This is a genomic window from Dyella silvatica, assembly GCF_026283955.1.
Classification (GTDB): domain Bacteria; phylum Pseudomonadota; class Gammaproteobacteria; order Xanthomonadales; family Rhodanobacteraceae; genus Dyella_C; species Dyella_C silvatica.
On record NZ_JAPDPE010000020.1, the window covers coordinates 1 to 22,779 of the forward strand.

General features: G+C 60.1%; 23 protein-coding genes. 10 read left to right on the forward strand and 13 right to left on the reverse strand.

From position 1 onward, the window contains the following. Positions 1-132 precede the first annotated feature (132 nt). Entirely contained in the window at positions 133-918 is a 786-nt protein-coding gene (locus tag OUZ52_RS06065; RefSeq protein WP_266157464.1) for a helix-turn-helix domain-containing protein, read from the reverse strand. A 214-nt stretch (positions 919-1,132) separates the two neighbouring features. On the opposite strand from OUZ52_RS06065, the gene OUZ52_RS06070 reads away from it, so the two are divergent. Both OUZ52_RS06070 and OUZ52_RS06075 read left to right on the forward strand, forming a co-directional pair. Next, positions 1,133-1,516, forward strand: a complete 384-nt coding sequence (locus OUZ52_RS06070; protein WP_266157465.1) for a hypothetical protein — start codon at positions 1,133-1,135, stop codon at positions 1,514-1,516. Continuing rightward, complete coding sequence (locus OUZ52_RS06075; protein WP_266157467.1) at positions 1,513-1,716, forward strand: helix-turn-helix transcriptional regulator; 204 nt, start codon at positions 1,513-1,515, stop codon at positions 1,714-1,716. Before OUZ52_RS06070 ends, OUZ52_RS06075 begins: the two co-directional genes overlap by 4 nt. A 126-nt stretch (positions 1,717-1,842) precedes the next feature. On the opposite strand, the gene OUZ52_RS06080 is transcribed toward OUZ52_RS06075, so the two are convergent. After that, on the reverse strand, positions 1,843-2,628 hold the full coding sequence (locus OUZ52_RS06080; RefSeq protein ID WP_266157468.1) for a hypothetical protein: 786 nt from the start codon (positions 2,626-2,628) through the stop codon (positions 1,843-1,845). A gap of 622 nt (positions 2,629-3,250) precedes the next feature. Here OUZ52_RS06080 and OUZ52_RS06085 point away from each other — a divergent pair. Continuing rightward, positions 3,251-3,661, forward strand: a complete 411-nt coding sequence (locus OUZ52_RS06085; protein ID WP_266157469.1) for a hypothetical protein — start codon at positions 3,251-3,253, stop codon at positions 3,659-3,661. Between the two features lie 44 nt (positions 3,662-3,705). On the opposite strand, the gene OUZ52_RS06090 is transcribed toward OUZ52_RS06085, so the two are convergent. The 4 genes from OUZ52_RS06090 to OUZ52_RS06105 form a co-directional block, all read right to left on the reverse strand. Next, on the reverse strand, positions 3,706-5,301 hold the full coding sequence (locus tag OUZ52_RS06090; protein ID WP_266157470.1) for an MASE1 domain-containing protein: 1,596 nt from the start codon (positions 5,299-5,301) through the stop codon (positions 3,706-3,708). A gap of 514 nt (positions 5,302-5,815) precedes the next feature. Continuing rightward, entirely contained in the window at positions 5,816-6,037 is a 222-nt protein-coding gene (locus OUZ52_RS06095; RefSeq protein ID WP_266157472.1) for a TonB-dependent receptor, read from the reverse strand. Between the two features lie 200 nt (positions 6,038-6,237). After that, positions 6,238-8,004, reverse strand: a complete 1,767-nt coding sequence (gene argS / locus OUZ52_RS06100; RefSeq protein ID WP_266157474.1) for an arginine--tRNA ligase — start codon at positions 8,002-8,004, stop codon at positions 6,238-6,240. 166 nt (positions 8,005-8,170) lie between these two features. Beyond that, on the reverse strand, positions 8,171-9,073 hold the full coding sequence (locus tag OUZ52_RS06105; RefSeq protein ID WP_266157475.1) for a TRM11 family methyltransferase: 903 nt from the start codon (positions 9,071-9,073) through the stop codon (positions 8,171-8,173). Positions 9,074-9,292: 219 nt separating this feature from the next. On the opposite strand from OUZ52_RS06105, the gene OUZ52_RS06110 reads away from it, so the two are divergent. Together OUZ52_RS06110 and pdxR are read left to right on the forward strand one after the other, a co-directional pair. Next, the gene (locus OUZ52_RS06110) at positions 9,293-9,898 is read left to right on the forward strand and encodes a hypothetical protein (RefSeq protein WP_266157476.1); all 606 of its coding nucleotides are present in this window, start codon (positions 9,293-9,295) and stop codon (positions 9,896-9,898) included. 9 nt (positions 9,899-9,907) lie between these two features. Next, complete coding sequence (pdxR, locus tag OUZ52_RS06115) at positions 9,908-11,413, forward strand: MocR-like pyridoxine biosynthesis transcription factor PdxR (protein WP_266157477.1); 1,506 nt, start codon at positions 9,908-9,910, stop codon at positions 11,411-11,413. Between the two features lie 97 nt (positions 11,414-11,510). On the opposite strand, the gene OUZ52_RS06120 is transcribed toward pdxR, so the two are convergent. From OUZ52_RS06120 to OUZ52_RS06140, 5 genes are all read right to left on the reverse strand, one after another. Beyond that, the gene (locus OUZ52_RS06120) at positions 11,511-12,395 is read right to left on the reverse strand and encodes a DoxX family protein (protein WP_266157478.1); all 885 of its coding nucleotides are present in this window, start codon (positions 12,393-12,395) and stop codon (positions 11,511-11,513) included. A 318-nt stretch (positions 12,396-12,713) separates the two neighbouring features. Continuing rightward, the gene (locus tag OUZ52_RS06125; protein WP_266157479.1) at positions 12,714-13,682 is read right to left on the reverse strand and encodes an alpha/beta hydrolase; all 969 of its coding nucleotides are present in this window, start codon (positions 13,680-13,682) and stop codon (positions 12,714-12,716) included. Between the two features lie 140 nt (positions 13,683-13,822). Continuing rightward, positions 13,823-14,044 (reverse strand): hypothetical protein, encoded by a 222-nt coding sequence (locus OUZ52_RS06130; protein WP_266157480.1) that lies wholly within the window; start codon positions 14,042-14,044, stop codon positions 13,823-13,825. Between the two features lie 147 nt (positions 14,045-14,191). After that, the gene (locus OUZ52_RS06135; protein ID WP_266157481.1) at positions 14,192-14,386 is read right to left on the reverse strand and encodes a type II toxin-antitoxin system antitoxin; all 195 of its coding nucleotides are present in this window, start codon (positions 14,384-14,386) and stop codon (positions 14,192-14,194) included. Positions 14,387-14,393: 7 nt separating this feature from the next. Next, entirely contained in the window at positions 14,394-15,263 is an 870-nt protein-coding gene (locus OUZ52_RS06140) for an SPFH domain-containing protein (protein WP_266157482.1), read from the reverse strand. A 600-nt stretch (positions 15,264-15,863) separates the two neighbouring features. Here OUZ52_RS06140 and rsgA point away from each other — a divergent pair. After that, the gene (gene rsgA / locus OUZ52_RS06145; protein WP_266157484.1) at positions 15,864-16,664 is read left to right on the forward strand and encodes a GTPase RsgA; all 801 of its coding nucleotides are present in this window, start codon (positions 15,864-15,866) and stop codon (positions 16,662-16,664) included. Here rsgA and OUZ52_RS06150 read toward each other — a convergent pair. Further along, positions 16,606-17,151, reverse strand: a complete 546-nt coding sequence (locus tag OUZ52_RS06150) for a hypothetical protein (protein ID WP_266157486.1) — start codon at positions 17,149-17,151, stop codon at positions 16,606-16,608. The genes rsgA and OUZ52_RS06150 overlap by 59 nt on opposite strands. Positions 17,152-17,865: 714 nt before the next feature. On the opposite strand from OUZ52_RS06150, the gene OUZ52_RS06155 reads away from it, so the two are divergent. The 3 genes from OUZ52_RS06155 (at position 17,866) to OUZ52_RS06165 (ending at position 20,779) form a co-directional block, all read left to right on the forward strand. After that, a complete protein-coding gene (locus OUZ52_RS06155) occupies positions 17,866-19,515 on the forward strand; it encodes a tyrosinase family protein (RefSeq protein ID WP_266157487.1) in 1,650 nt (549 codons plus the stop codon). A 4-nt stretch (positions 19,516-19,519) separates the two neighbouring features. Next, positions 19,520-19,909, forward strand: a complete 390-nt coding sequence (locus OUZ52_RS06160) for a hypothetical protein (RefSeq protein ID WP_266157489.1) — start codon at positions 19,520-19,522, stop codon at positions 19,907-19,909. 264 nt (positions 19,910-20,173) lie between these two features. Beyond that, the gene (locus OUZ52_RS06165) at positions 20,174-20,779 is read left to right on the forward strand and encodes a P-loop nucleotide/nucleoside kinase family protein (RefSeq protein ID WP_266157491.1); all 606 of its coding nucleotides are present in this window, start codon (positions 20,174-20,176) and stop codon (positions 20,777-20,779) included. Positions 20,780-20,912: 133 nt separating this feature from the next. Here OUZ52_RS06165 and OUZ52_RS06170 read toward each other — a convergent pair whose 3' ends face one another. Further along, a complete protein-coding gene (locus tag OUZ52_RS06170; RefSeq protein ID WP_266157492.1) occupies positions 20,913-21,797 on the reverse strand; it encodes a LysR family transcriptional regulator in 885 nt (294 codons plus the stop codon). Positions 21,798-21,895: 98 nt separating this feature from the next. Here OUZ52_RS06170 and OUZ52_RS06175 point away from each other — a divergent pair, with 98 nt between their 5' ends. Next, positions 21,896-22,768: a pirin family protein gene (locus OUZ52_RS06175; RefSeq protein WP_266157493.1), complete on the forward strand. Its 873-nt coding sequence runs from the start codon at positions 21,896-21,898 to the stop codon at positions 22,766-22,768. The last annotated feature ends 11 nt before the right edge of the window (positions 22,769-22,779 follow it).

Sequence of the window (22,779 nt, forward strand, 5' to 3'; positions counted from 1 at the left end):
TGTAATCGCATGCGGCGCAGGTTTTCTCAGTCATGAGCTTATCTCCGTTGGTAACCCGCTTATCGGGCAGGCACAGCAGACCATGGAGCGTTGAGCGCCGCTGTCGAAATCTTTAGTGGTTTTAAAACCGGCTCAGGCCCGTCGCGCCGACTGCTTGAAGGCGCTCGGTGAGCGGCCATAGGCCTGGCGGAATGCCGCGGCAAAATGGCTGTGACTGGAGAAGCCGAGCTCCGCCGCCAAGGCCGATAAATCCTCATATTCGGCAAGCAGGTCCAACGCCCGCGCGAGTCGAAGCCGCAGGTGATAGCGATACAAGGGAATGCCTTCGACCTGCTGAAATACCTGGGTCAGATACACCGGCGAGCCACCGATGTCAGCGGCGATCTCCGCCAGCGTCCAGCGGCGGGATAGGTCACTCGCCAACAGCACTTTGACGCGATCAGCCAATCGACGCCGCGCATGGGTGGCACTCGGCTCATGCGTGGTGCGCGGCCCCAGGCTGCGGCATACCAGGGTCAACAGCAAACCTTCGGCCTCCAGCGGTTCGACCGCCTGGTTTTCCAGGCTATGCCGCAGCAAGGCGACCAAGGCTTGCGCGCGTGGATCGATGCGCAGGTGTTGCCGGCGAAATCCGATTTTTCCGCGATCGCTGAGCAAAGCACGCGGCGCCAGTTCACTCAGCAACGATTCCGACAGGCTTAACGACAGGCTGGCATCGCCGCCGTCAACCGGATGGCTGATCTGATAACCCTCGTCCGCATTGAAGAACAGCATGTAAACACCGCGGTAGGGAAACACCAGCTGAGTTGCCGCGGCGCATTCTTCCGCACTGCGATGGCGGCACAAGCCGTTACAACGGACATTCCGTACGGTGACGGTGTCCGTATCCAGTAAGCGACTTATTTCGAACTCAGGCATGGCGGGCTGGCCTGGCTGGCCCAACGATTGCAGACCGGGACGAGCCTAGCACGCTGGCTCATCGCCATCCCTCGTAAGCGCCCTGGCCACATGGGCCATAGGCGTAAAAATCAGCGCGGGCCCGGCATCGGCCCAACGTCGACGTGTCGCTTATACTTGACACAATGACGCGTAAAGCGTACATAGCAAGCGTGCTTATCGAAGGAGTGCTGATATGCCTGCGGATACGCCTTACGTCCGGACCACCGTTATTTCGGCCATCGTCTATGCGGTCATACTGTCCGCCAGCCTTTGGTATGACGCGCATCACATGGATTCCATCTGGCGTTATCCGGTGGCCGTGTTACCTATCATCCCGCTGATCTTTATCGCCCGGGCCAGCGTGCAGCGCATCGCGCGGCTGGATGAACTCCATCAACGCATCCAGTTCAACGCACTGGCCATGACGGTTCTGGTGACGGCACTCATCACCCTGACCTATGGTTTTCTGGAGCATGTCGGCCTGCCCCATATCAGCGTGGTCTGGGTGTGGCCCTTGATGGCAGCGGTTTGGGGCATCTGCACCGGCGTGACGCGACGTCGGTACTACCACTCATGAGAAATTCATTGCGCGTACTACGCGCTCAACTGGAAATCTCGCAAGCCGAATTGGCCGAGCGGCTAGGCATTGCGCGGCAAACCGTCAACGCACTGGAAACCGGCAAATATGCTCCGAGCCTTCCGCTCGCTTTCAAGATTGCCAAGGTATTCCAGAAGCCTGTCGAAGAGATATTCGACCCGACCGATGTCGAAGATTAGGGGCGCCAAAGACTAGCCCGTCGCGACGGGGCTTGCATGGTGTGCCACCGCCGCGCCCTAGTCGCGGTGGCTGATGCACCAACTATCCACATCGGGTGGAACAGCGCTTGGCGTGGCTCGCCGCTGTCAGGCGGGTTGCATGGCGGCGATACCGCGCAGCGAGTCGATCGCTTCGGTGGCACGGCCGACATCTTTGTGCACCCGCTTGAAAATGCCGCGTAGGGACGGCTTGAGATGCTTAAGTGTTTCCGACGTGGGAATGTTCAGCAGCGTGGTGAAGATGGCATGCATATGCAGCAACTCAGGCTCGGACAGATAGCCGCGCCGCTCCGCGCGCCAGCCCATCGACTCGCCATCGGAGTGCTGGGCAAAACTGAAATGAGAGTTGGCCAGAAAAATACCAAAGCCAAGGAACACCGCTGCCAGATCGGTGGCGGGCTCCCAAATCTCCCAGCCACCAGGCGGCGCCTCCTCAAAACCTGCCGTGCGGTAATGCGCCAGCTCATGGGCAAAGGTCGCGATAAGCACCATGCCATCGCTCACGTTACGCGGGTGATAGGTAATGACAACGCCATCTTCGCCAGCGTGAAAAGTGCCTCCCGGCGTCGCAGGCACGCCCTGGATCAACAGGGCTCGACCGACCAGTAGATTCGGGTCGTCTTCTTGTACCTGCAGCGAACACGGCCACGCCGCCATGCCGGCGTGCTGTTTTACCTGGGTAAAGATCACCTCGGCAAAGGCATGTCCCTGGGCCCCCTGCCGTGCAAAGCATTGCGCTGTCGGCTGTATCAGTTGCCGCTGCTGAAAAGCCGCGAAACCACCCGAATGCCGAAGCAGCCACGCAAAACAATCGAACTGCCACTGCGTCAGCTCCTCGCCCAGCAAGCTCCCTTTGCGAAATAGTCCAAACATGATCCCCCCGCTCACGATAGGCCAGCGGCGGTAGCTTAGATGAGGCCAGCGTTCATCGCAGCCATGGCGATTGGCGACCGGCTGGCAAGCCCAGCAAGCATGTAAAAACCCTGGAATCATCCGCGACAAGACCATCGCCGCGGCGAAAGGCCCACAACAAACCCAATGATTCGACGGCAGCCACGTCGACATTGCGGTGATGAAATACGGCGTTGAATGCGCCAAAACGGGCGAAGCCGCAGCAACGGACAACGCAACCGCTCTCGAAGACGCGATGCCTGCCCGCGCAATGAGGCCACCCGGCAGCAGGGCATAGCTGGAAACCAGGGAGGGTTTGGGCACGCCTTAGTTAAGCCACGGTAAGTTTAGCCAGCGTGATACGTCGCGCGCGCGACCCGATACACCGCCATCAGCTATGAATTCCCCGGCAAACCAAGGCCTTGAGCGAGCTATCCCCGCGAATCACCCGGCCCCCGAGAGGCCGCTGCTGGCGCGACTCGGCCGCCATGGTAGACATGGCATTAACAAGGTTTCGCGTTATGCTGCGACCGGAATACGACCCGTCCGGGGGATTGAAATGCGTACGACAGCGAAACGACTTGTGCCGGCTTTGGCGTTCTGCATGGCAGGCATATGTGGCGGCGCCTGGGCTCAGCAACCGGCCGCACAAGGTGCCGGGCTAGGCCAATCCTGGCCTAATGCCCGCGACGTCAGTACCAGCCCGAACTGGCATGTTTATGTATTCGAACGTGACGGTGTGCGCTACATCCAGATCAATGATTTGAATGGTGCGGTACGCGCCGCCTTGGCTACCGCCAACGGCGAGTACCTGGTCTTGCCCATGGGCAAAGATGCGCAGCATGTCGGCACGCCGCAAAAGCCACTCAGCACGATCAGCCCGAGCCCCAGCGAAACGATTTATCGCGATAAGGCCACGCAGATCCAGATGGCGCCGCAGAGCAACGGCACGGTGAGTGTAAGAGCCATGGATTGCAGCGACCCGATTCAATGCGGCGGCGCCATCGCGAAATAGTCGGCTTAAGCAGCAGAACCCGTTGGCAGAGGCAACGCTTGGCGTTAGGCCTCTGCCAACCCGGCAGAGTCATGCAGCAATAAGGTAAGCCGCACACTGCTACTGCTGGCTTTCACATGCAGTTCGCCGCCATAGAGTCGCGCGCGGTCACGGAGAGCATGGATATCCTGGCCCACGGCGCCCAGGCGCGTGATCAGCTGAAGGCGCTCCGCCTGATGATTAGGCGCATCCGTACCCTCCCGGCCTTCTACCCGCAGCACCGCCCAGCGACGACCATGTGTATGGCCACCACGCAGCACCAGCTGTACCCCTGTCATGGATTTTTGCCCAAACAGATGCACCACCGCCTCACAGGCCAGTCGATACAAGCTGGCATGCACATCCGGGGCAAGACGGCTTAAATCGCTGCCCGAAAGCTCGCAGTGATAGGCCACGCCAAGCTCAGCCAAAGCATGGGCAATAGCCCCTTCACGGAACTCAGAAGGTAGCCCGCGCTCACGCCAGGTATGCGGATGCAAGCTGTCTGCCAGACGATAGACCTGGCGGTGCGCAGCCTCGGTCTGGCGTTCAATGCGGGCTTCGTCGACCGCAGGCCACAGATAACGCAATTGCGCCAGAAGCTGCTGCTGAGAGTGCTGAAACGTACGACCCATATGTTGCAAAGCTTGTGCTGTCTGCTGCGCACGCAACTCGCCCAGATAAAGGCCTTGCTGGGCCAGTTGCAGCGCCAGCTGGCCGTCTAGCTGCCCTTTGTGCTCGCGCGCGCGCAGGGTCGCAATATGCGCACCCAGGATAAGCAGCGTCGTTACGGCAAAACCGATAAAAGCCTGGGCCTGCAAGACAGCAGGATCTCCAAGCACGGTCATCGTCAACATGACACCCACGCTGACCGCAGCACCGCCAAGTGCCGCACCAAACCAGCCATGTCTTAGCGTCAACCACGCTACAGGCAAAAACATCGCCACACGGGTCACCTGTAGAAATTCGCCGGATGCCTTGACGCTAAGCCAAACCAATAACACCAGCACAGGCAGCAACAGGCAAACGAAGTCGAGCGTCAAGCGGCTCTGCGGCAGATGCTTTGGCAGCGCGTGCAACTTGCCCGAGTACCGTGCATCACGAATCATCAGCAGCAACGGCAGCAAGGTCAAAATACCAATATAGCCACCGAGGAAATACTCAACCGCCAAACGAAGCGCCGACGGAAGCACATAGCCTGGCGGTAGCTGCATAACAGCCACATGCGCAACATCGAGCCAGCTCGCGGCGAAGGAAATCGCCAGGGCGCACAGAAGTACCGCGCCCATATTGACCGCGTGCTTGGGGCCAAATAGCGATACATGGCGGCGAAACCACACCACGATCGGCATCGCCAGCGCGATCTGCGGAAACACATTGAGCAGGGCCCAAGTCATGCCGTACTGATCGACGCAGTCGTAACTGGTGTAGGCCAGCGGAATCATTTCACCCACGATCAGCGCCGGCCAATAGCGATAGGGAACCCACAAAAGGCATGCCAGACGCAAGCCCGCCGGCAACATGAAATGCGACACCGAAACACTGCGCAAAATAAAGTAACTCAGCGCATAAGCAGCAGCGACGGCCACATGCCGCAGCCAGGTGTTCGATGCCTTACCCATCTGCATGCCTCCGCCACCCTTCTAGCTTGAATACCGCTGTCTGCGTCACTTTACTATCGTCGACCGGCACAGTTTGTATCGGACCCCTTTGGCAGTGAATCCCATGTGAAAACCGGCCTTCACATTTAAGCTACCAGCCGCCCCGCCGCCGACATCCCCACCTCGTCAGCCTATCCAGGCGATTCGCCGATACACCGCTCGCGACCGCCGCGCATGCTGGCTCTGCCTGGTAAGCCAGGTAGGTCGCGCGGCCACCTGGGCCGATGACCTGCCCCTGCCCGCTGAGTAAATCGTCTCCGATTCGCGGCGGTCCTGCAAAGGGTCATCTTTATGGGCAGCCATTCACCTGCTCAAGCGAGCCGAAAAACGGGGATGACCGAGAACGCCACCGCCCTGAGCAGCGGCGCTGGATCGGCGATGCAGCCGACGATTGCGACTAACAAGCTCATGGCAGCATCGGCTCGCTGCGCCAGGGCTTTCGCCGTCCGCCGCTCACTCGCTGGCGGCTATAACGCTAGCTGGACTGGATCCATGTCGATTCGATGTCGCTCTTTACCGCCGCATCGACCTCCGCCAGGGAAACGTCCAGCAGCTCGTTGATGTGTCCATGCCGCATACCGAAGAAATCACCGCCCCGGCGGTAAGTCGCGGTCCAGGTGACCCGGCCCGACCTTGCTTGCTCGTAGTCACCTTCATAGGTAAAACCGTTGCTGGTCTTACCAGAAATGCTGGTCATGATGATGCCTTTTGAGTAAGTCGCAGCCCAGCATATTCCTTTGTTGCGCATGGTGAAGTACTTGGTCGCCAATTCCCCCAACGGGCAGGCGGTCATAACCGGTACCGCGTCATCAGCAGATACCGATATGTCGGGTCACCGCGCAGCGCGCCCTCAACACGCGCTGCGTGCGGCCAGGCAAATGGTGAGCAACGATGCCGCTACATGCGCTCCGGCACGTCGATGCCTAGCAGTTCCAGCGAGCGCGCCAAGACCATCCCGGTCAAATGGCACATCGCCAAACGCGACGCGCGTTGCGTGACGATCGCTGCGCCAAGCACCGGACACTCGGCGTAAAAGCGACTGAAACGCTGCGCCAGACCAAACGCATACTCGGCCAGGACACCCGGCTGGTATAGCCGAACCGCCTCGGCCACTGCTTCAGGAAATGCCAGGCAGGCAAGCAGCAATTCACACTCGGCGCGCACTTCGGGTACCGCCGCGCCAACGACTTCACCGCTTTCTGCGGCCTTCCGCAGCACCGAGCGGATACGCACGCAGGCATATTGAAGATAAGGGCCGGTGCGCCCTTCGAACGAAACCAGACGATCCAGATCGAAGACATACCCCGACAGGCGATCGCCGGAGAGATCGGCAAACTTCACCGCCGCCATGCCGACCTGCCGGGCTAAATCCGCCTTTGCTGCCGGCGCAAGATCCGCGCCGTAACCGGAATCGTCGATGCGTTCGGCCGCTTTCTCCACCGCGGCATCGAGCAAATCCGCCAACCGGGCGACTCCGCCCTGGCGGGTTTTATACGGCTTTCCATCGACACCGTTGACGGTACCGAAACCGATATGGCGCAGCTCGACGTCGGCCGACCAGCCCGCCTTCGCCGCGGCCCGAAAAACCTGTTCGAAATGCAGCAGCTGGCGCTGATCGACGACATACAGCACCCGCTTCGCCCCGAGTTGCGCGGTCCGCTGCAGCAGCGTGGCGAGGTCGGTCGTGGCATACAGTGACGCACCGTCTTGCTTGGCCAGCAACAGCGGCGGCAGGGCCTTGCCGTCACCCGGCCTGGCAACGTCGATGATCAAGGCAGCATCGCTTTCCACCGCGATACCACGCCTGCACAAATCCTCAATCATCGGCGCTATCGCCGGCTGGACATCGCTTTCCCCCAGCAGTAAATCGAAGGTCACGCCAAGCGCACTGAAATCCCGTTGCTGCGCTTGCAGCGATAAAGTCCGCAACGCCCGCCATAAATCCCGCAAGCCGGGATCGCCTGCTTGCAAAGCCGCCGTATCCGCTCGCGCCTCCGCCATGCGTTCGGGGTCGACACGGCAAGCCTCGGCTGCAGCGGGATACAAGCGCTCCAGTTCGTCCAAGGTCACCGGCGCGGCAACCTGTCCAGCGGCCTGGAAAACGGGAGCGAACCAAGGCAACTCCGGCTGCCGGCGACGCAATGCCGAGGTCAGCATGCCCATTTGCAAACCCCAGTCGCCCAGGTGCGCATCGGCAATAACGCGCCAGCCCTGAGCCTTCAGCATGCGGCGCAGACTCTCACCGATCACCAGCGACCGCAGATGCCCCACATGCAGCGGCTTGGCCACGTTCGGGCCGCCGAAGTCGATGACCGCAAGCTGCCCATGCCCTTGGTCGGCGACGCCAAGATGCTCGTCATGCAACAACTCGGCGGCCGCCTCGGCAAGCAGGGAGGGCGCGATGCGCATATTGATAAAGCCAGGGCCAGCCGAGGATACGGCGAAAAATTCCGGCCGCGTCGAGAGATGCGCCGTCAACGCCGCAGCGATGTCACGCGGCTGCCGCCCAAGCATCTTCGCCGTCGGCATCGCGCCGTTGCATTGAAAATCCGCCAGCTCTGGACGTCCACAGGCCACCGCACAGGCATGCGCCGTTGGAAGGCCTAGTGCAGAAAAAGTATCGCGCAAGATCGCATCGATCCGCGCCGTAAGGGGATGGAACATGACTTCTCCGCAGAAAAAAATCGCTGATCTACCGACGCAAGCGCGTCAGTGGCAAGAGTGATCAGCGTCGTCGCGAAGCCATCGAAATCATGTTCATCGGCGCAAGTTACGGCAAAGCGAGATCGAGCTCAATAGAAATTATTCAAGCGGAACTTGCAGGCATCTTCTACGGCAAGATCTCGGCGCACGCTTCAATACTGCGAAATAAAGTCGGCTGGTTGATCTCTTGCGCACCGACCGCTTCCAGCCAGGGCTCCAGCGCAACTATCGATGTACAAGGGCCTAGCGTGCAGATACGAATCTCGCGCTTGGCCGCCTCCCCCCTCAAGGCATCCAGCACCTCGCGCAATATCGTGCCGGTGAAAGGGGTGTACAGATAAAAGACCGTGCCGGTCGATAAATCGGCCGCGCGCGCATCCTGCCGGATAAACGTTACCTGGGTCAGATGCAAAGCCTGAGCACAACGTCGCGCGCAATCGACATAGGCCAGCTCCCACTCGACACCGATACAGCGGGCGCCGGTGCAGATCGCCGCAAGCAAGGGCACGTGACCCAGGCCAGCGCCAAGATCCACCAGCACATCGTGCTTATCAAGCGCGCTTCGCCGGATCATGTCGAAGATATGCCGCGCCGGTGTCGGCTGATAAAAGACCATCTCGTCCGCCAGCTCGGCAATCTGCGCATCCGGCTCATCGATCTGCAACACACCGGCAATCAGCACATCCAGATAGTCATAGCTGTCGCCACTAGCCCGCGGCTCCACAACGTTGTCCGAGCCCAGGCCAGTCACCCATGCAAGCAAGGTCCTCGCACCGCCGCCCTGCTGTATGTCGTGGCGAATACTTTGGTAAAGCCGATGATCGGCAGCCTCGAAGGCATCGCGCAGGGCAACCATGCGTTGCTGAAGCCCAGCCTCGGTCATCGATGCGTCGGCGTCCTGTGGCAAGCCGCAGCCAAGATAAGTTTCCAGCCGATCGAGTACCTCTCCCCGCTCGCGTAGACGGTTCGGCTCAAGCCAGCAGGCGTCTTGCTCAAGCTCACGGATAAAAGCATGCAACGCACTACTCATTCGTCAATCATTCCTGTGTCCCCACTGGGGAATACTTTGTGTGTCCGACTCTTGCGTCGCTACCTTACTTGAAAGTGTCGCCATCCTGCCGTCGAGCCAAGACGTGACCTACAACACACCCAGCCAATGGCTCCATCAGCCTTTGCAAAATGGCTCTTCACGCTGGCCTCCATTGCGCGCAGGGTCAGGCCCGCCTTCCCATTGAGCGAGCATGCCGTTATGACCCGCACTGTTTCGATCAAGCGGCGCGAGCTGCTGATCCATGCGCTAAGCGGCGCGGCGGCCTTAAGCCTGCTGCCTATCGCAGGCGCGACCGACGCCGCCGGTTCCAGCCTCCTCGCCGGTACCGACATCGTGCTCCCGACCGGTGACATTCATGATTTCGACTTCTTTGTTGGTCACTGGAATTTCGTCAACCGGCGCCTGAAGAAACGCTGGGTCGGCAGCAACGACTGGGACACCTTTCCGGCATCGCTGCGCTGCGAAAGCCGCCTCGGCGGGGTGGTCAATATTGACGACGGGGTGTTTCCGAGCAAAGGCTGGTCCGGCATGACGGTGCGGGTGTTCAACCTGAAAAAGCGCCAATGGTCGCTGTACTGGATCAACAGCTCGACCGGCGAGCTTTTCCCTCCGGTCGTGGGCGGCTTTACCGGCGATCACGGTGAATTCTACGGCGACGATAGCGACGATGGCAGGCCGATCAAGGTGCGCTTCCGCTGGACCCGCCTGGGGCCTGACCGGGCACACTGGGAGCAAGCTTTTTCGTTGGACGGCAAGCAGTGGGAGACCAACTGGACCATGGAGCACACCCGCGCAAAGGGTTAGTCTTTATGGATGGTCAAACATGCCGGCTCGATATTCTCCGTTGACGTGGCCGGTCTTGAGACAGCGCCCGGCCAGCCCGCCTATGCGCGGATCGGCGAGCGCATCCGCGTCGCCATCGTCAGCGGCGCATTGGCCCCCAACGTGCGGCTGCCATCGAGCCGAACCTTGGCGCAAGATCTTGGCGTCGCCAGAAACACCGTCGATTGGGCACTCGGGCAACTGGTTGCCGACGGCTACATCGTCCGTCGCCGCGGTGCCGGCAGCTTTGTCGCCGCCTGCATTCCCGAACGCGATGCCCAACCGCCGGCGCCCAAACGCGCCGTGATCCCGAGCCAAGCCGAACCGGCACGGCGCTTGTCGCAACGTGCGCAGGCATTGCAAAGCTATCCAGGCCATTACCAGCCCGCCTCGGCCAAGGCCTTTACGCCATCGCTGCCGCCCGGCGAATTATTTCCGCGCAAGGTCTGGAATCGCCTGTTGATTCGCGAAGCCAGCCGGCCCGGCAACGACTACTGGGCATACGGCGCCAGCAACGGCCTGCCCGCCTTGCGCGAAGCGATCGCGGCGCACGCGTCCGCGATGCGGGCGACTTGCTGCTCGCCCGATCAAGTCATCGTCATCACCAGCACTCAGCAAGCCGTCGAGCTCGCCGGCAAGGTGCTTGCCGATCCAGGAGATCGCGCCTGGGTCGAAATGCCAGGCTATCAACCGGTACAACACTGTTTGCGCGCAGCGGGGCTGCAGGTCGTGCAAGTACCGGTCGATGCGCAAGGCCTCGACGTCGAGGCCGGCCGGCAACTCGAACCGCATGCACGCCTCGCCTACGTCACCCCGGCGCACCAGTACCCGCTGGGTTGCGAGATGTCGCTTGAGCGCAGAAAGGCTTTGCTCAGCTGGGCACAACAGCACGATGCCTACATCATCGAAGACGATTACGACGGCGACTATCGCTATGAAGGCCGCCCCATCGCCTCACTGCAGGGCATCGACGAGCACGGTCGGGTCATCTACGTCGGCAGCTTCAACAAGATTCTTTTTCCCGGCTTGCGGATTGCCTACGTCATCGTGCCCGAGCCGCTCGTCGGCGCCTTCGTCAATGCAAAACATGCAGCGGACGGCCACACTGCCCTGCTCGCCCAAGGCGTGCTCGCGGCCTTCATCAGCGAAGGACACCTGGCACGCCATCTACGCAAGACCCGCGCGGTCTACGATGAGCGGCGACTAGCCTTTCTGGAAGAGGCAAACGTATTGGCCGATGTATTGGATTTCGGCCCCGCAACCGCCGGCATGCACGTCACCGGCCTATTCAAGCCCGGCCACACAGGCCATCTGGACGACCGGGCGATTGCCGTCGAAGGCGCCCGCCTCGGCATCGAAGTTCATCCGCTTTCCAAATACGGTGCTACCGATCGAGGCGGCCTTGTCTTTGGATTCGCCGGCACGTCGCGCGCCGCCACACGCACCGGTCTTCAAACGGTGCGACAGGTGATTGCCTCGTTTCTTCACTCGGCTTGATCAGCTGCGCCTTCGGAACCTAGCCTGCTCGCCACATCGAGCAAGGTCATCAGGATGCAGCCATCCGTGGCTCGGCATGCACTGACCAGAGGTGGCTTTAAGGCGTAGCCCTGGCAGCACGACCCACGGCAAACCAGGAAACACCGCGATACGAATCGGCGACAACCCACGCGCCACCCGCAATCGCCAGGGAAATCACGAACGCCGTCAACGAGGTTCGGTCCACCGGCATCTTCATCAGTGCCGGCCCCCAGACCAGTAAGGTGATGACAGCAAGCATCGCCGCCTCCAGCGTCGCCGCCAGCCGGGGAAAGATCGCCAACAGCACGGCGATGCTGGCCACGATACTGCCCGCGCCGGTCAGGTAGACCCAACCAAGTCCATAAGGCAGCCAGCCGGGCACCATCGCGACGGTCTGTTCGCTATAGAAAAAATGCGCCAGCCCGATCATCGGCAAGGACAACGCGAACAGTAGCCTGGCACTGCGCACACCGTTCTTGCCGGTGAAAAACTTCGCACCGTGACTATCGCCGGCAAGCGCGGCAAATATCACCCATGCCCCCGCCAGGATAACCGCGATCTCGCCGAAACCCAGCCAGGTCGCCTCCATCTTCGGCACCGCCACCACTGCCGGAACCTTCAACAGCACCACCCAAAGCAGCAGATAAATAAAAAGCACATAGGCAGAAAGCCTGGCCGTGGATTTGATCAACAGACCCAGACCGGTAGCAAGCTCGATAGCGGCGCAGGCGTAAGCAAAAAATTGCTGTCCGGGCAAATGCTCAATGGGAATACGCTGCCAGACCAAGGCGAAATCGCCATAGATAAAACCGATGATGCCGAGACTCATCATCACCAGCGCAAACATCACATACGACCATGGCCTCTCCGTTGCGCTTGATAACGCGGCAAAGGAGGAGTTACCGGCGAGAAGCTGGGACGACACTAACGGCGAAGGGTCGGGCGGGGTCGATCGTTGCATACCTTGTCTCCCTTGTTGCGCCATGGCGCATGACAGCGGTGCTGAAAGGTGGCTGAGAATCCCATCTGTTCGGGGGCTCGATGGCACGAAACCAGAACCAGGCACGACTTCACGCGGCAACACGGCCAGCGTGCCGGACTCCCATCCACGCACACTCGCTTTCAGCCATAAGCAGATATCCCCGGCGCTATGCTACTTCGAGTCAGCAAACCAGGTAAGTCACCCAACCGGTGCATCTATAAGCCCGCTCTTGACGATGGGGCCGTCTTCTCAACGAAGACGGCCCTGGCCTATTCACTGCCCAGACCGCAGTCGCACTCACTGCTCACTATGCTGCCGGATAAAATCCGCGATAGCCGGCGCCAGTTCGGGCGCCAACGGAAGTGACGGATTGCTATAGCTCGCCATGTTGGCCTGAACACCTTCCGTGGGCATTTTCCAGACGTGATTCATACCCTGGATCGTCTTGAGCACGATGCCGGGGCGCGCCGCAGCAAGCATCGTGGCGTCGGCCACGCTTACCTGTATATCACTGCTGCCTTGAATCACCATGACTGGCCCTGAAAAACCTTTGAGCTCTTGCACCGGATCAAACGAGAAGACATTAATCAGATAGTTCTGCAAGTCGGGATGGAACAGCTGCTGCAGTGGCGCGGGAAATGCCGCCACGTCGATGCGATGACCGCCACGCAGCGACTCAAGAGCCGAAAGCGCTTGTGCAAGCACCGGCGCATTGGCAGGGTTGGCCTGTAACTGGCTCTTGATGACATCGGCCAGATTTCGCCCGGCCCCCGAGGCGAGGATAAGACCGCACATGCCATCGGGCTTTTTCGCCGCCACTTCGGCGACAAGCGCACCCTCGCTATGGCCAAGCACCCACACACAATCGTTTCCCGTCGTGCTGCGTATCCGTTTGACCCAGGCGCGCACATCTTCCGCATAGCCATCGATGCTTGCGTCATTAGGGTTCCATCCTTGGATGGCGCTACCGAACATACCGCGTTTGTCGATTCTTACCGATGAAATGCCATGACCGGCCAGGGCAGCGGCCAACATGCGATACGGCGCCGCACTCACGCCAAGCCGGTTGTTGCCATCCCGGTCGGTTGGGCCCGACCCTGGAACGATCAGCACGACAGGCGAGCGCCCTGGATGCCCATCCGGGGTTTGCAGCGTTCCGCTGAGCGTGCCCGATGCGATGTGTGTGGTTATCGCCTGCTCGGCGCCTATCGCTGATTGCGTCATCAGTACTGCAGCCAGCGCGATACATAATTTAACGTTTGCCATAAATTTCTCCCGACGTTTCGCTACACCTTGTCATCGGCCCCTGCCCAGCAAAGGCATGGGCCACGGTACGGCTGTCTCAAATGTCCGCACGAGTTTCATATCCGTGATATGCGACGCGAAAGAAAACGTCGAAGCGCTGTTCATTTGAAAAACCGCTTCAAGATCACTTCGATCAAAATGATGCTCACCAACAGAGCAGCGCCAAGGCAGGAAAGCTGCTGTAAAGCATGCTGCTCTGCCGTGATGTACGAGTCATTGCCATGGCTGTTGAGCAGGAAAATAGGCATCGCGTCCCTGGCAGTGGCACCTTCCATAACACGTTGGTCAAAGCGCGCATGGTGACAAAATGCCACTCCCAGCATCGCGCCAGCCAGGGGCGAATTCGATAATTCGAAGTAAAAGCTTCACCCTACGCAAACCTCGCGTTATTGATGACCAGGATCGCCACAGGCCGGCACAGGCATCGCAGTTATTGCAGTGGCGTTTGCGCGGATGCGTTTCGAGCTAGTTCACGACTCACCGTCATCGTCGGCGACGGGTTTGGATTTGGCAGGTTTAAGCCGGCCATTCTTGTGCAGCGCCTGACGCAATACGTATTCGATCTGTGCGTTGACACTGCGCAGCTCGTCATCGGACCAGCGCTGCATCGCCTCCAGCACGCTGGCGCTGATCCGTAACGGGTAGGCTTTTTTATCGTTCGACATGTCGCCTTCAGTTGTGCAGCGTGCCGGTGTTTATGATCGGCTGCGTCGCGCGTTCGCCGCACAACACGACCAGCAAATTGCTGACCATCGCGGCCTTGCGCTCTTCATCCAGATCAACCACGCCCTGACTGCGCAGCTTGTCCAAGGCCATGGCAACGATGCCTACGGCGCCTTCGACGATACGCTGACGCGCAGCGATAATGGCGCCGGCCTGCTGCCGCTGCAGCATGGCCTGGGCGATCTCTTGCGCATAGGCAAGATGGCTGATTCGCGCCTCGATCACCTGCACACCGGCCTTGCCGAGTCGGGTCTGAATTTCTTCGCAGAGGTGGTTGTTGATCTCTTCGCCATGGCTGCGCAGCGACGGCTTGCTGTTGTCATGCGAGTCATAAGGGTAGCTCTGCGCCATTTGCCGCAGCGCCGACTCGCTTTGAATATTGACAAAGTTTTCGTAGTTGTCGACGCAGAACGTCGCTTCGGCGGTATCGATAACCTGCCACACCACCACCGCGGCGATCTCGATCGGATTACCGTCGCTATCGTTGACCTTCAGCTTATTGCTTTCGAAATTGCGCACACGCAGGGAAATGCCCTGCTTGGTGCAAAACGGGTTGGTCCAGCGCAACCCCTCAATCCGTACCGTACCGACGTACTTGCCGAAGAGCTGCAATACCAGCCCCTTGTTCGGAGCGACCTGAAACAGGCCCTTGAGCAACAGCACGGTCAATGCGTGGACAAACACACCCACCACGGCCAACCAGCTCTCTGAACTATCTGCGCCGCCAACGACATACAAACCCACACCGCCCAGCGCCAGTACAAGGCATAGACCGATGACAGGAATACCGGCAATGGAAAAACCGTTTCGCTCGTTCATGACTAACCCTCCCTCAGATGGGAAAATTAGATATCAAAGTGATATCTAAATGCAAGTGCCGATCGAGAGGATTTCGGCAACCGCAAAAACTTGCCGGCCGGCGGAAACCATGATCAACGCGCCGCCCGCGCCCTCGGGCAGCGTCAGTCATCCAGCGGATGTAGCGCACTACTGGTCCTGTTCTCGCCACCAAGGCACATGCCCATACAGGTCTTCCTGATGAAGGTATGCCATCCCCATCCACCGGTTGCGCACCGAGGGCATGCAAGCATGGCGATGCGACAACCTCTGTGCGCACCCGTCGCAAACCTCCGTTCGCCGCATAGCTATTCGTCGATAGGTGATCGCGAGCAGACTTTCGCTTGCAGGCGCTTGCACAACACATGCCGTGCGATTAACCTGCGCCTCCTTTCCCTTCACCTGCGCGAGGTCTCGAGAGCTATGAATGTTCAAATCCTGATCCTCGCCGGGTCGACGCTGCCGCTGTAATCATCGGCCGACCAACTTCAAGGTTGGTCCACCCATTGCGTTGAACCCTGGCATTCCGTTCGACTCCCTCGCGGGACGTCGATGCGTTTCATTGCGCCTCAAGGGTTCTCCATGCCAACTCCGTTTTTCTCCCTGCACCAGCTCGGCTGGCGGCCAGGCTACGCTCAACAACTAACCATCGAGGATTTCGAAGCCGGCTACCCGGCTCGGGTCGCCGGGGTGCACCGACATGGATTGACCGTGCTGTCTTCGCGCGGCACCGCCCTGGTGACACTGCCCTCGCATCGAGCCGCATCGTCGGAAACCGCCATCACCGTCGGCGATTGGGTACTGATCGAGCAACACGCAGATCGCGTGCTGCGCCTGATCGAGCGGCAGTCATTAATGGTCCGAGTGGCCGCCGGCGGCGAGCACCGCCTGCAATCGATCGCCGCCAATCTCGACAGCTTGTTTATCGTCACGTCGTGCAATGACGACTTCAATCCATCGCGCCTGGAACGTTATCTCGCGCTGGCCTTCGAGGCCGCCGTGACGCCGGTCATCGTGCTCAGTAAAGCCGACACCAGCGACGACGCTATGGCATACGTCACCGAGGCTCGGCAGATCGCTCCCGGCGTCGCCATCTTGCTGGTCAATGCCACGGATGCAACCTCCGTGACGCAACTGCATCCCTGGTTGCAAAGCGGGCAAACCGTGGCCTTGGTCGGCTCCTCCGGGGTAGGCAAGTCGACGCTGACTAACCGGCTTGTCGGCAACACGCTGCAGCTGACCGCGGCGATCCGCGAAGACGACGCCAAAGGCCGGCACACCACCACTGCTCGTGAAATGTATGCACTTGCCTCGGGGGCATGGCTCATCGATACACCCGGCATGCATTGGCGCGGCCCATGCCGGGGTAAGCGCGGTCTTTGACGATATTGAAACCCTGGCGGCGCAATGCCGCTTCAGCGATTGCCATCACCAGCATGACGAAGGCTGTGCCATCACCAGTGCGGTAGCCGACGGTCGGCTGGACTCTCGCCGTTTCGCCAGTTACCTCAAGCTGCAACGCGAGGCCGCCCAGGCAGCGCTCAGCGCAAGGGAACGCCATGAGCGAAATCGCCAGTTCGGCGCGATGTCCCGCCATGCCATGCGAGCCAAGCGCGATAGACAAGGACGTTGATACGCGCCGACGTAACAGGCTGGTGTGGGGTTCTGCCAAGAGCCCCGCACCGACCTTATGCTGAGCGGCGGCGACGAGGCTATCCACTTGCGTGCGGTGCCTCACCCACCAGAAGTCACGAATAAAAGCTCCGCCGGTTATGGCGTAATAACGACCATCCCGATAAACAATTAACCCACTAGAGCCCGCATGATCATCCTTGGATGATCTCAACCAAGCGACGGTGGATTGATCCACAGATAACCGTGGCAAGGTGCGCCCGTTTTCAGTGACCCGCCTATCGCCCGTGCCTCCAATACCGCACAGGCATTATGCACAGCGCCAAGATAAACCCACGCTACCTCATGGAAACAAACCATCACGGGCATACCGAGCAGCGGAAAATAATAATGCCCTGGCAGGAAATGGCGCGGCATGAGTAGAACAAGCGTATGGCCGACAGGCCGTAAATCCCCTGCCCCTGGCTCTCGACCAAAGCGGCACGACGGCATACTGTCAAAAAAATCCTCGGCGCGGCCTGCTAAAACATGGCAGGAATACGCTGCCAACATCATTTTCCAATAATCACCTAAATCGCACCATGCATAAAATACAAGAACTTTCGAACGATTAATTTCAATCGTTATGACATGGCAAGTAAAACCTATCGTTTATTGACACATTCTAGACATCTTTTATGCGTCACTTCTGCTGCCTTTTAAGCATAAGATAAGTCCCGATGGCTTGGGACAAGGCCGGGCCAAACATAGTCGTCAAAGGGGATTAACCGCCACATTTTTGATGAGCTCCTGATCCGTCAGGGCATGGGGCTTGGCTGCCCGATGCCAGCCGTCGGCACCCAGTCCGCCCCGGCGATCTCGAATGTCAAAAATGTTGCGGGGCCGTCGCCATCAGCAACACCTGACCCTATGCCGGGCCAGGCCTACAAGCGAATACATCAGGGGGCACAGCATGGTTCGTTTTACTCGTCGCGAATTTCTAGTCACCGCCGCATCGGCCTTGGGCGCCGCGGCTTTTCCACTGACCTCATCGTGGGCGTCACCAGTGCCGCCGGTAAAGCCGCGGCCAACGGCAAAATACACCCGTCACAATGTCGCCAGCCCTGAAGGCCAGAAGATGCTGGCCAGCTATGCCAAAGGCGTCGAAGCGATGCTGAAGCTTCCGGCCGATCATCCGCAAAACTGGTTCCGTAACGCCTTCGTCCACCTCATGGATTGCCCACACGGAAACTGGTGGTTCTATGCCTGGCATCGCGGCTATGTCGGCTATTTCGAACAAACCATCCGCGCATTGAGCGGCAACGACCAGTTTGCGATGCCTTACTGGGACTGGACCCAGCATCCGGAAATTCCCAGCGGCATGTTCGACGGCGTGCTCAGCCCGACCGACCACGCCTATGAACCCTATACCGGCAACCTGGCTGTATTCAGCTCGTTTATCAAGCCGACCTTGAGCGGCTATTGGGATCGCCTTTCGCCCGCGCAGCGCACCCAATTGGATGCCCGCGGCTATCCGACTTTCGATGACCTGTGGAACGATGTCACCGGTTACAGCGTTGCCGTCAAAGCGGGGATTTCCGGCAACGAATCCTTCGCCACCACCTGCGCCGCCCGTTATCTTTCGCGCAGCAATCCCAAACTCGATCCCAAGACCACCTACGACGTGTCGCCGTTTGTCGTTCTCTCGGGCCTGGCGCCCATCGACTTTTACAACGACGAAACCCTGCAGAGCTTCTCCAGCTCCAAAACGCCGTCGCATAACACCCCGCCAAGCGGTGCGACCAAGTTCTGCATTATCGAGGGTTTCCCGCACAACAAAGTTCACAACTGCATTGGCGGCGTGGGTCCGCTCGATCCGGGGCCATACGGCAACATGACCAACTTTCTGTCGCCGATCGATCCGATCTTCTTCCTGCACCATGCGAACATCGATCGACTGTGGGACCTGTGGACCCGCAAGCAGAAGCATTGGAACCTGCCTTACCTGCCCACCGGCAAAGATCTCGAAGACCTGGCCAACGAGCCCTTTTTGTTCTACGTCGACGGCAAGGGCAACCCCGTCGGCCCCAGCAAGGCGGGCGACTATTTCAACACCGAAGCGTTCGACTACGACTACACCCCGGGGTTTGGCGAAGCCATGCTGCAGTTGCGCGGCCCGCTGCTTAAAGCCGCCCAGGTGGAACCGCTCAGGGGCACAGTGAGTGCCAACGCCGGGTCTGTCTCGGTACCGAGCGACTTGATTCAAAGCCATCTGGCCAACATGCAGCAGAAGCCGCTGGTCGCCGAAGTCACCTTGCCGCGACCCGATGGCGTAGCCACTGCGCGTGAGTTCGATGTGCTGGTCAATGCACCCGAAGGCGTAACCCAGGTATCGGCCGACAGCCCCTACTACGCGGGTACCATCGCCTTCTTTGGCCCCATCATGGCGGGTATGAAGATGTCCACCGAAACGACCTTTGCCATCCCGCTGCCGAAGACGCTACGCGCATTCAGCGGGTTGGGGGCGGCCAAGGCCACCACGTTGAACATCCGGGTGGTGCCATCGGGCGGGCAAGGCGGCACCGCGCCGACCCTGCAGGCCATTTCGATCAAGGCCCTGTAAAACCATGCGCCTGCCCGCCGTTGCATGCCTGTTGTTTGCGCTGATGGCGCAGAACGGGCATGCCGCGGCGGAGCAGGTCATCACCCTGCCGTTGCCGCATGCACTGCAAGTGGGCGACACCGCCTGGATCCAGGTGCAGGTCGGCGTCATCGGCCCCGGCCAGGAAATCGAGCTGACCACCGCCTCAGGCCGCGAGCTCGGCGTCATTTCACCGTACGGCGTGCGCTTAGGGCAAGCATCCGGTATCTATACGCTGCCCGTGCCCGCCGATGCGATCCGCGATGATCGAATCGCGCTGCGGCTGACGATAACCCAGGCCGGCACCGCCGCACGCGCGCCGACGATGCAAGAAGTACGCAGCGTCAAGCTCATTCTCAACCGCGATTCGCACTGAAGCGGAAGGCGCTTGAATCAGTCATGCATCGCTTGGCGGCCAAACCGCCGGTAATCCACCGCGATGATTGTCACGCGAATTATTTGACGACACCCGCCGCAACTGACTAGCCTATGCGCCAAGATTATCGGCACTGATTGCCGACCCCAGCAAAGCCCTCCGCTTAACGCGAGGGCTTTTTTGTTGCTACCGCCCATGAAAAGCTCTCCCTGCTTGCAGCGAGGGCTTTTTTGTTTCGCGTCTTGCACTCAAGGTGACATCGCCATGAATCAGCCCACCCATCCGTCACAAACCGCTTCCAGTGCCAGCCTCACGGAAGCGAAAGCCAGCACCGCCGCAACACCCATAGACTTGCCGCAGCGACGCAAAGCCCGCGTCCATCTCATCGTCGGCCCGGTCGGCGCAGGAAAATCGACCTACGCCTTGCAACTGGCTCAGCAACACAACGCCGTGCGTTTGAATCTTGACGACTGGATCGCCGAACTCTTTAGCCAGGATCGTCCGCATGAAGACACCATGGCTTGGTATATCGAACGCACTAGGCGATGCCTCAGGCAAATCTGGAAGATCAGCCAAAGCCTGATCGGCGTGGGCACCGATGTCGTGCTTGAGATCGGCCTGATCCAGCGGCATGAACGTGAAGCCTTCTGCGCTCAAATAGACGAGCAAGCCATCGACCTCACGCTTTATGTGCTGGATGCGCCCAGAGATATTCGTCGCCAACGCGTGCAGCAGCGCAATGCCGAAAAGGGCGCGACGTTCTCGATGGTCGTACCCGCCGAGATTTTTGAACTCGCCAGCGACCTATGGCAGCCGCCGATGGCAGCGGACTGCGCTGGCCGCGATGTGCGCTTCGTCGAGCTGGAGTGAAACACCGCAGGGACAGCCACTGACCTGCGCAGCGACCATGTCAGGCGGCGCCAGGGCAAATAGCAAAACGTGACGAGCCCTTCGTGGGGAAGATCCGATCAAACGGAATGGCCGGGCTTCGATCGACACCTCGTCAGAAACGCAATTGCGAGATGAAGGCACGACCGGTCGGCCCGGGAAGCGCGTCCTTGCGATAAACCACGTGCATGGGAAGAAACACATCGCGGGCAATCCCCTCGACGTTGATCTTCACTAAAGCTCCCGCGTCGAGATCCTTCTTGACCATATGCAAGGGCATATGTCCCCAGCCCAATCCCGCGTTCAAAAAAGCGTGCTTGGCACCGAGGTCGGCGAGGCGCCAGGTGAGTGGCGAGAGCACGCCGAAAGTCCTGCCGTCAGACAACGGTGTGCGATCGGTAAGCACTAGCTGTATCTGCTTCTCGACCAGCTTTTTGCTGACCACCCCCTTGTGCTTGGCCAACGGATGCGATGGCGCCACCACGGTGATAAAGGGCAGATCGATCAGCGGCTCCGCGGCAAGCTCATCGGGTATCACCGGCAGCGAGCCCACGATGCCGATGCGGCACACCCCATCCATCACGGGCCGGATCACCCCGCCCAGCGCCTCCACATAAACGCGCAAGGGCGTATTGGGAAAAAACTCGCGGCAATAACCGGCGGCACGGGTAAGCCCTTCCATCGGATACATCACGTCCACCGCCACCGAGAGTTCGGGCTCCAAACCCTCTTTCATGGAACGCGCGCGCGCCTTGAAGCCATCCATCTGATCGGCCACGCCACGCGCCTCGGTCAGCAGCGCCACGCCCACTTCCGTCAGCTTGGGAAAGCGCTCCCTGCGATCGAACAGCGTCACGCCTAGCTGGGCTTCGAGATTCAGCAGCGTCTGGCTCACCACCGATTGCGCGCGCCGCAGCTTGCGGCCGGCGGCGGAAAAACTGCCCTCTTCGGCGGCGGCAATGAAGGTGCGCAGCTGGTCCAGCGTGACGGCGTCAAGCATATGTATCGTCCAAAACGATAGATTGAATCGAAATATATAGGCTATTCGGATGCATGGACAAGGCCTAGCCTTTCTCCATCGCAGACGAGGACGCCCCCATGAACGCTGTTGCTTCCCTTCTATCGCCATCCGTACCGACCGCCGAGCGGGTGACCACGCCACGCAAGATCCGTACGGTCACCACCGGTTATCACCACGGCCCGATCACCCGCCTGGTCAGCCCTTCCGATCTCGGCCAGTGGATCAAGCCCTTTGTGTTCCTGGATGCCGGCGTGGTGCCGCCATCGAGTCAACCCTTGTTCGGCATCCATCCGCAGTCGGGCATCGCCACCTTGACGGTCGTACTGGAAGGCCAACTGGCCTACGAGGACACCACCGGCAAGCAAGGCGAAGTGCTGGCGGGTGGCCTGGAATGGATGAAGGCGGCGGGCGGGGTCTGGCACGACGGCTACGTCACCGGCCATACGCCGATGAAGCTTTTCCAGCTCTGGGTCGCCTTGCCACCGGAGCTGGAAAACGGCAACCCGGAAAGCCAATACATCGCACCCGAAGATGTCCCCAGCGTGGGTCCGGTGCGCGTTCTGCTTGGACACTACCAGGGCACGAGCAGCCCGATCCGTTCACCCGCCGGCATCACCTATCTGCATGTGCGCCTGAAGGCCGGCGAGCACTGGCGCTTTCAGCCAAAGCCCAACGAGACCGTGGCGTGGATGGCCTTGCACCAAGGCACGAGCACGATGCCTGAAGGCCTCAACGCCGGCGACCTGGTCATCTTTGAAGAAGATGAGCATGCCATCGACATCGTGGCCCATGACGACATGTCCTTTGTACTCGGCGCCGCCGTCAAACACCCCTACCCCTTAGTCATGGGCAAGTACTCCGTCCATACCAACGCTCGCGCTCTCGCCCAAGGCGAAGCGCAGATCGCCAGCATCGGCCGCCAGCTACGCGCTGTCGGCCGCCTGAAGTAAATCCAGTCCAT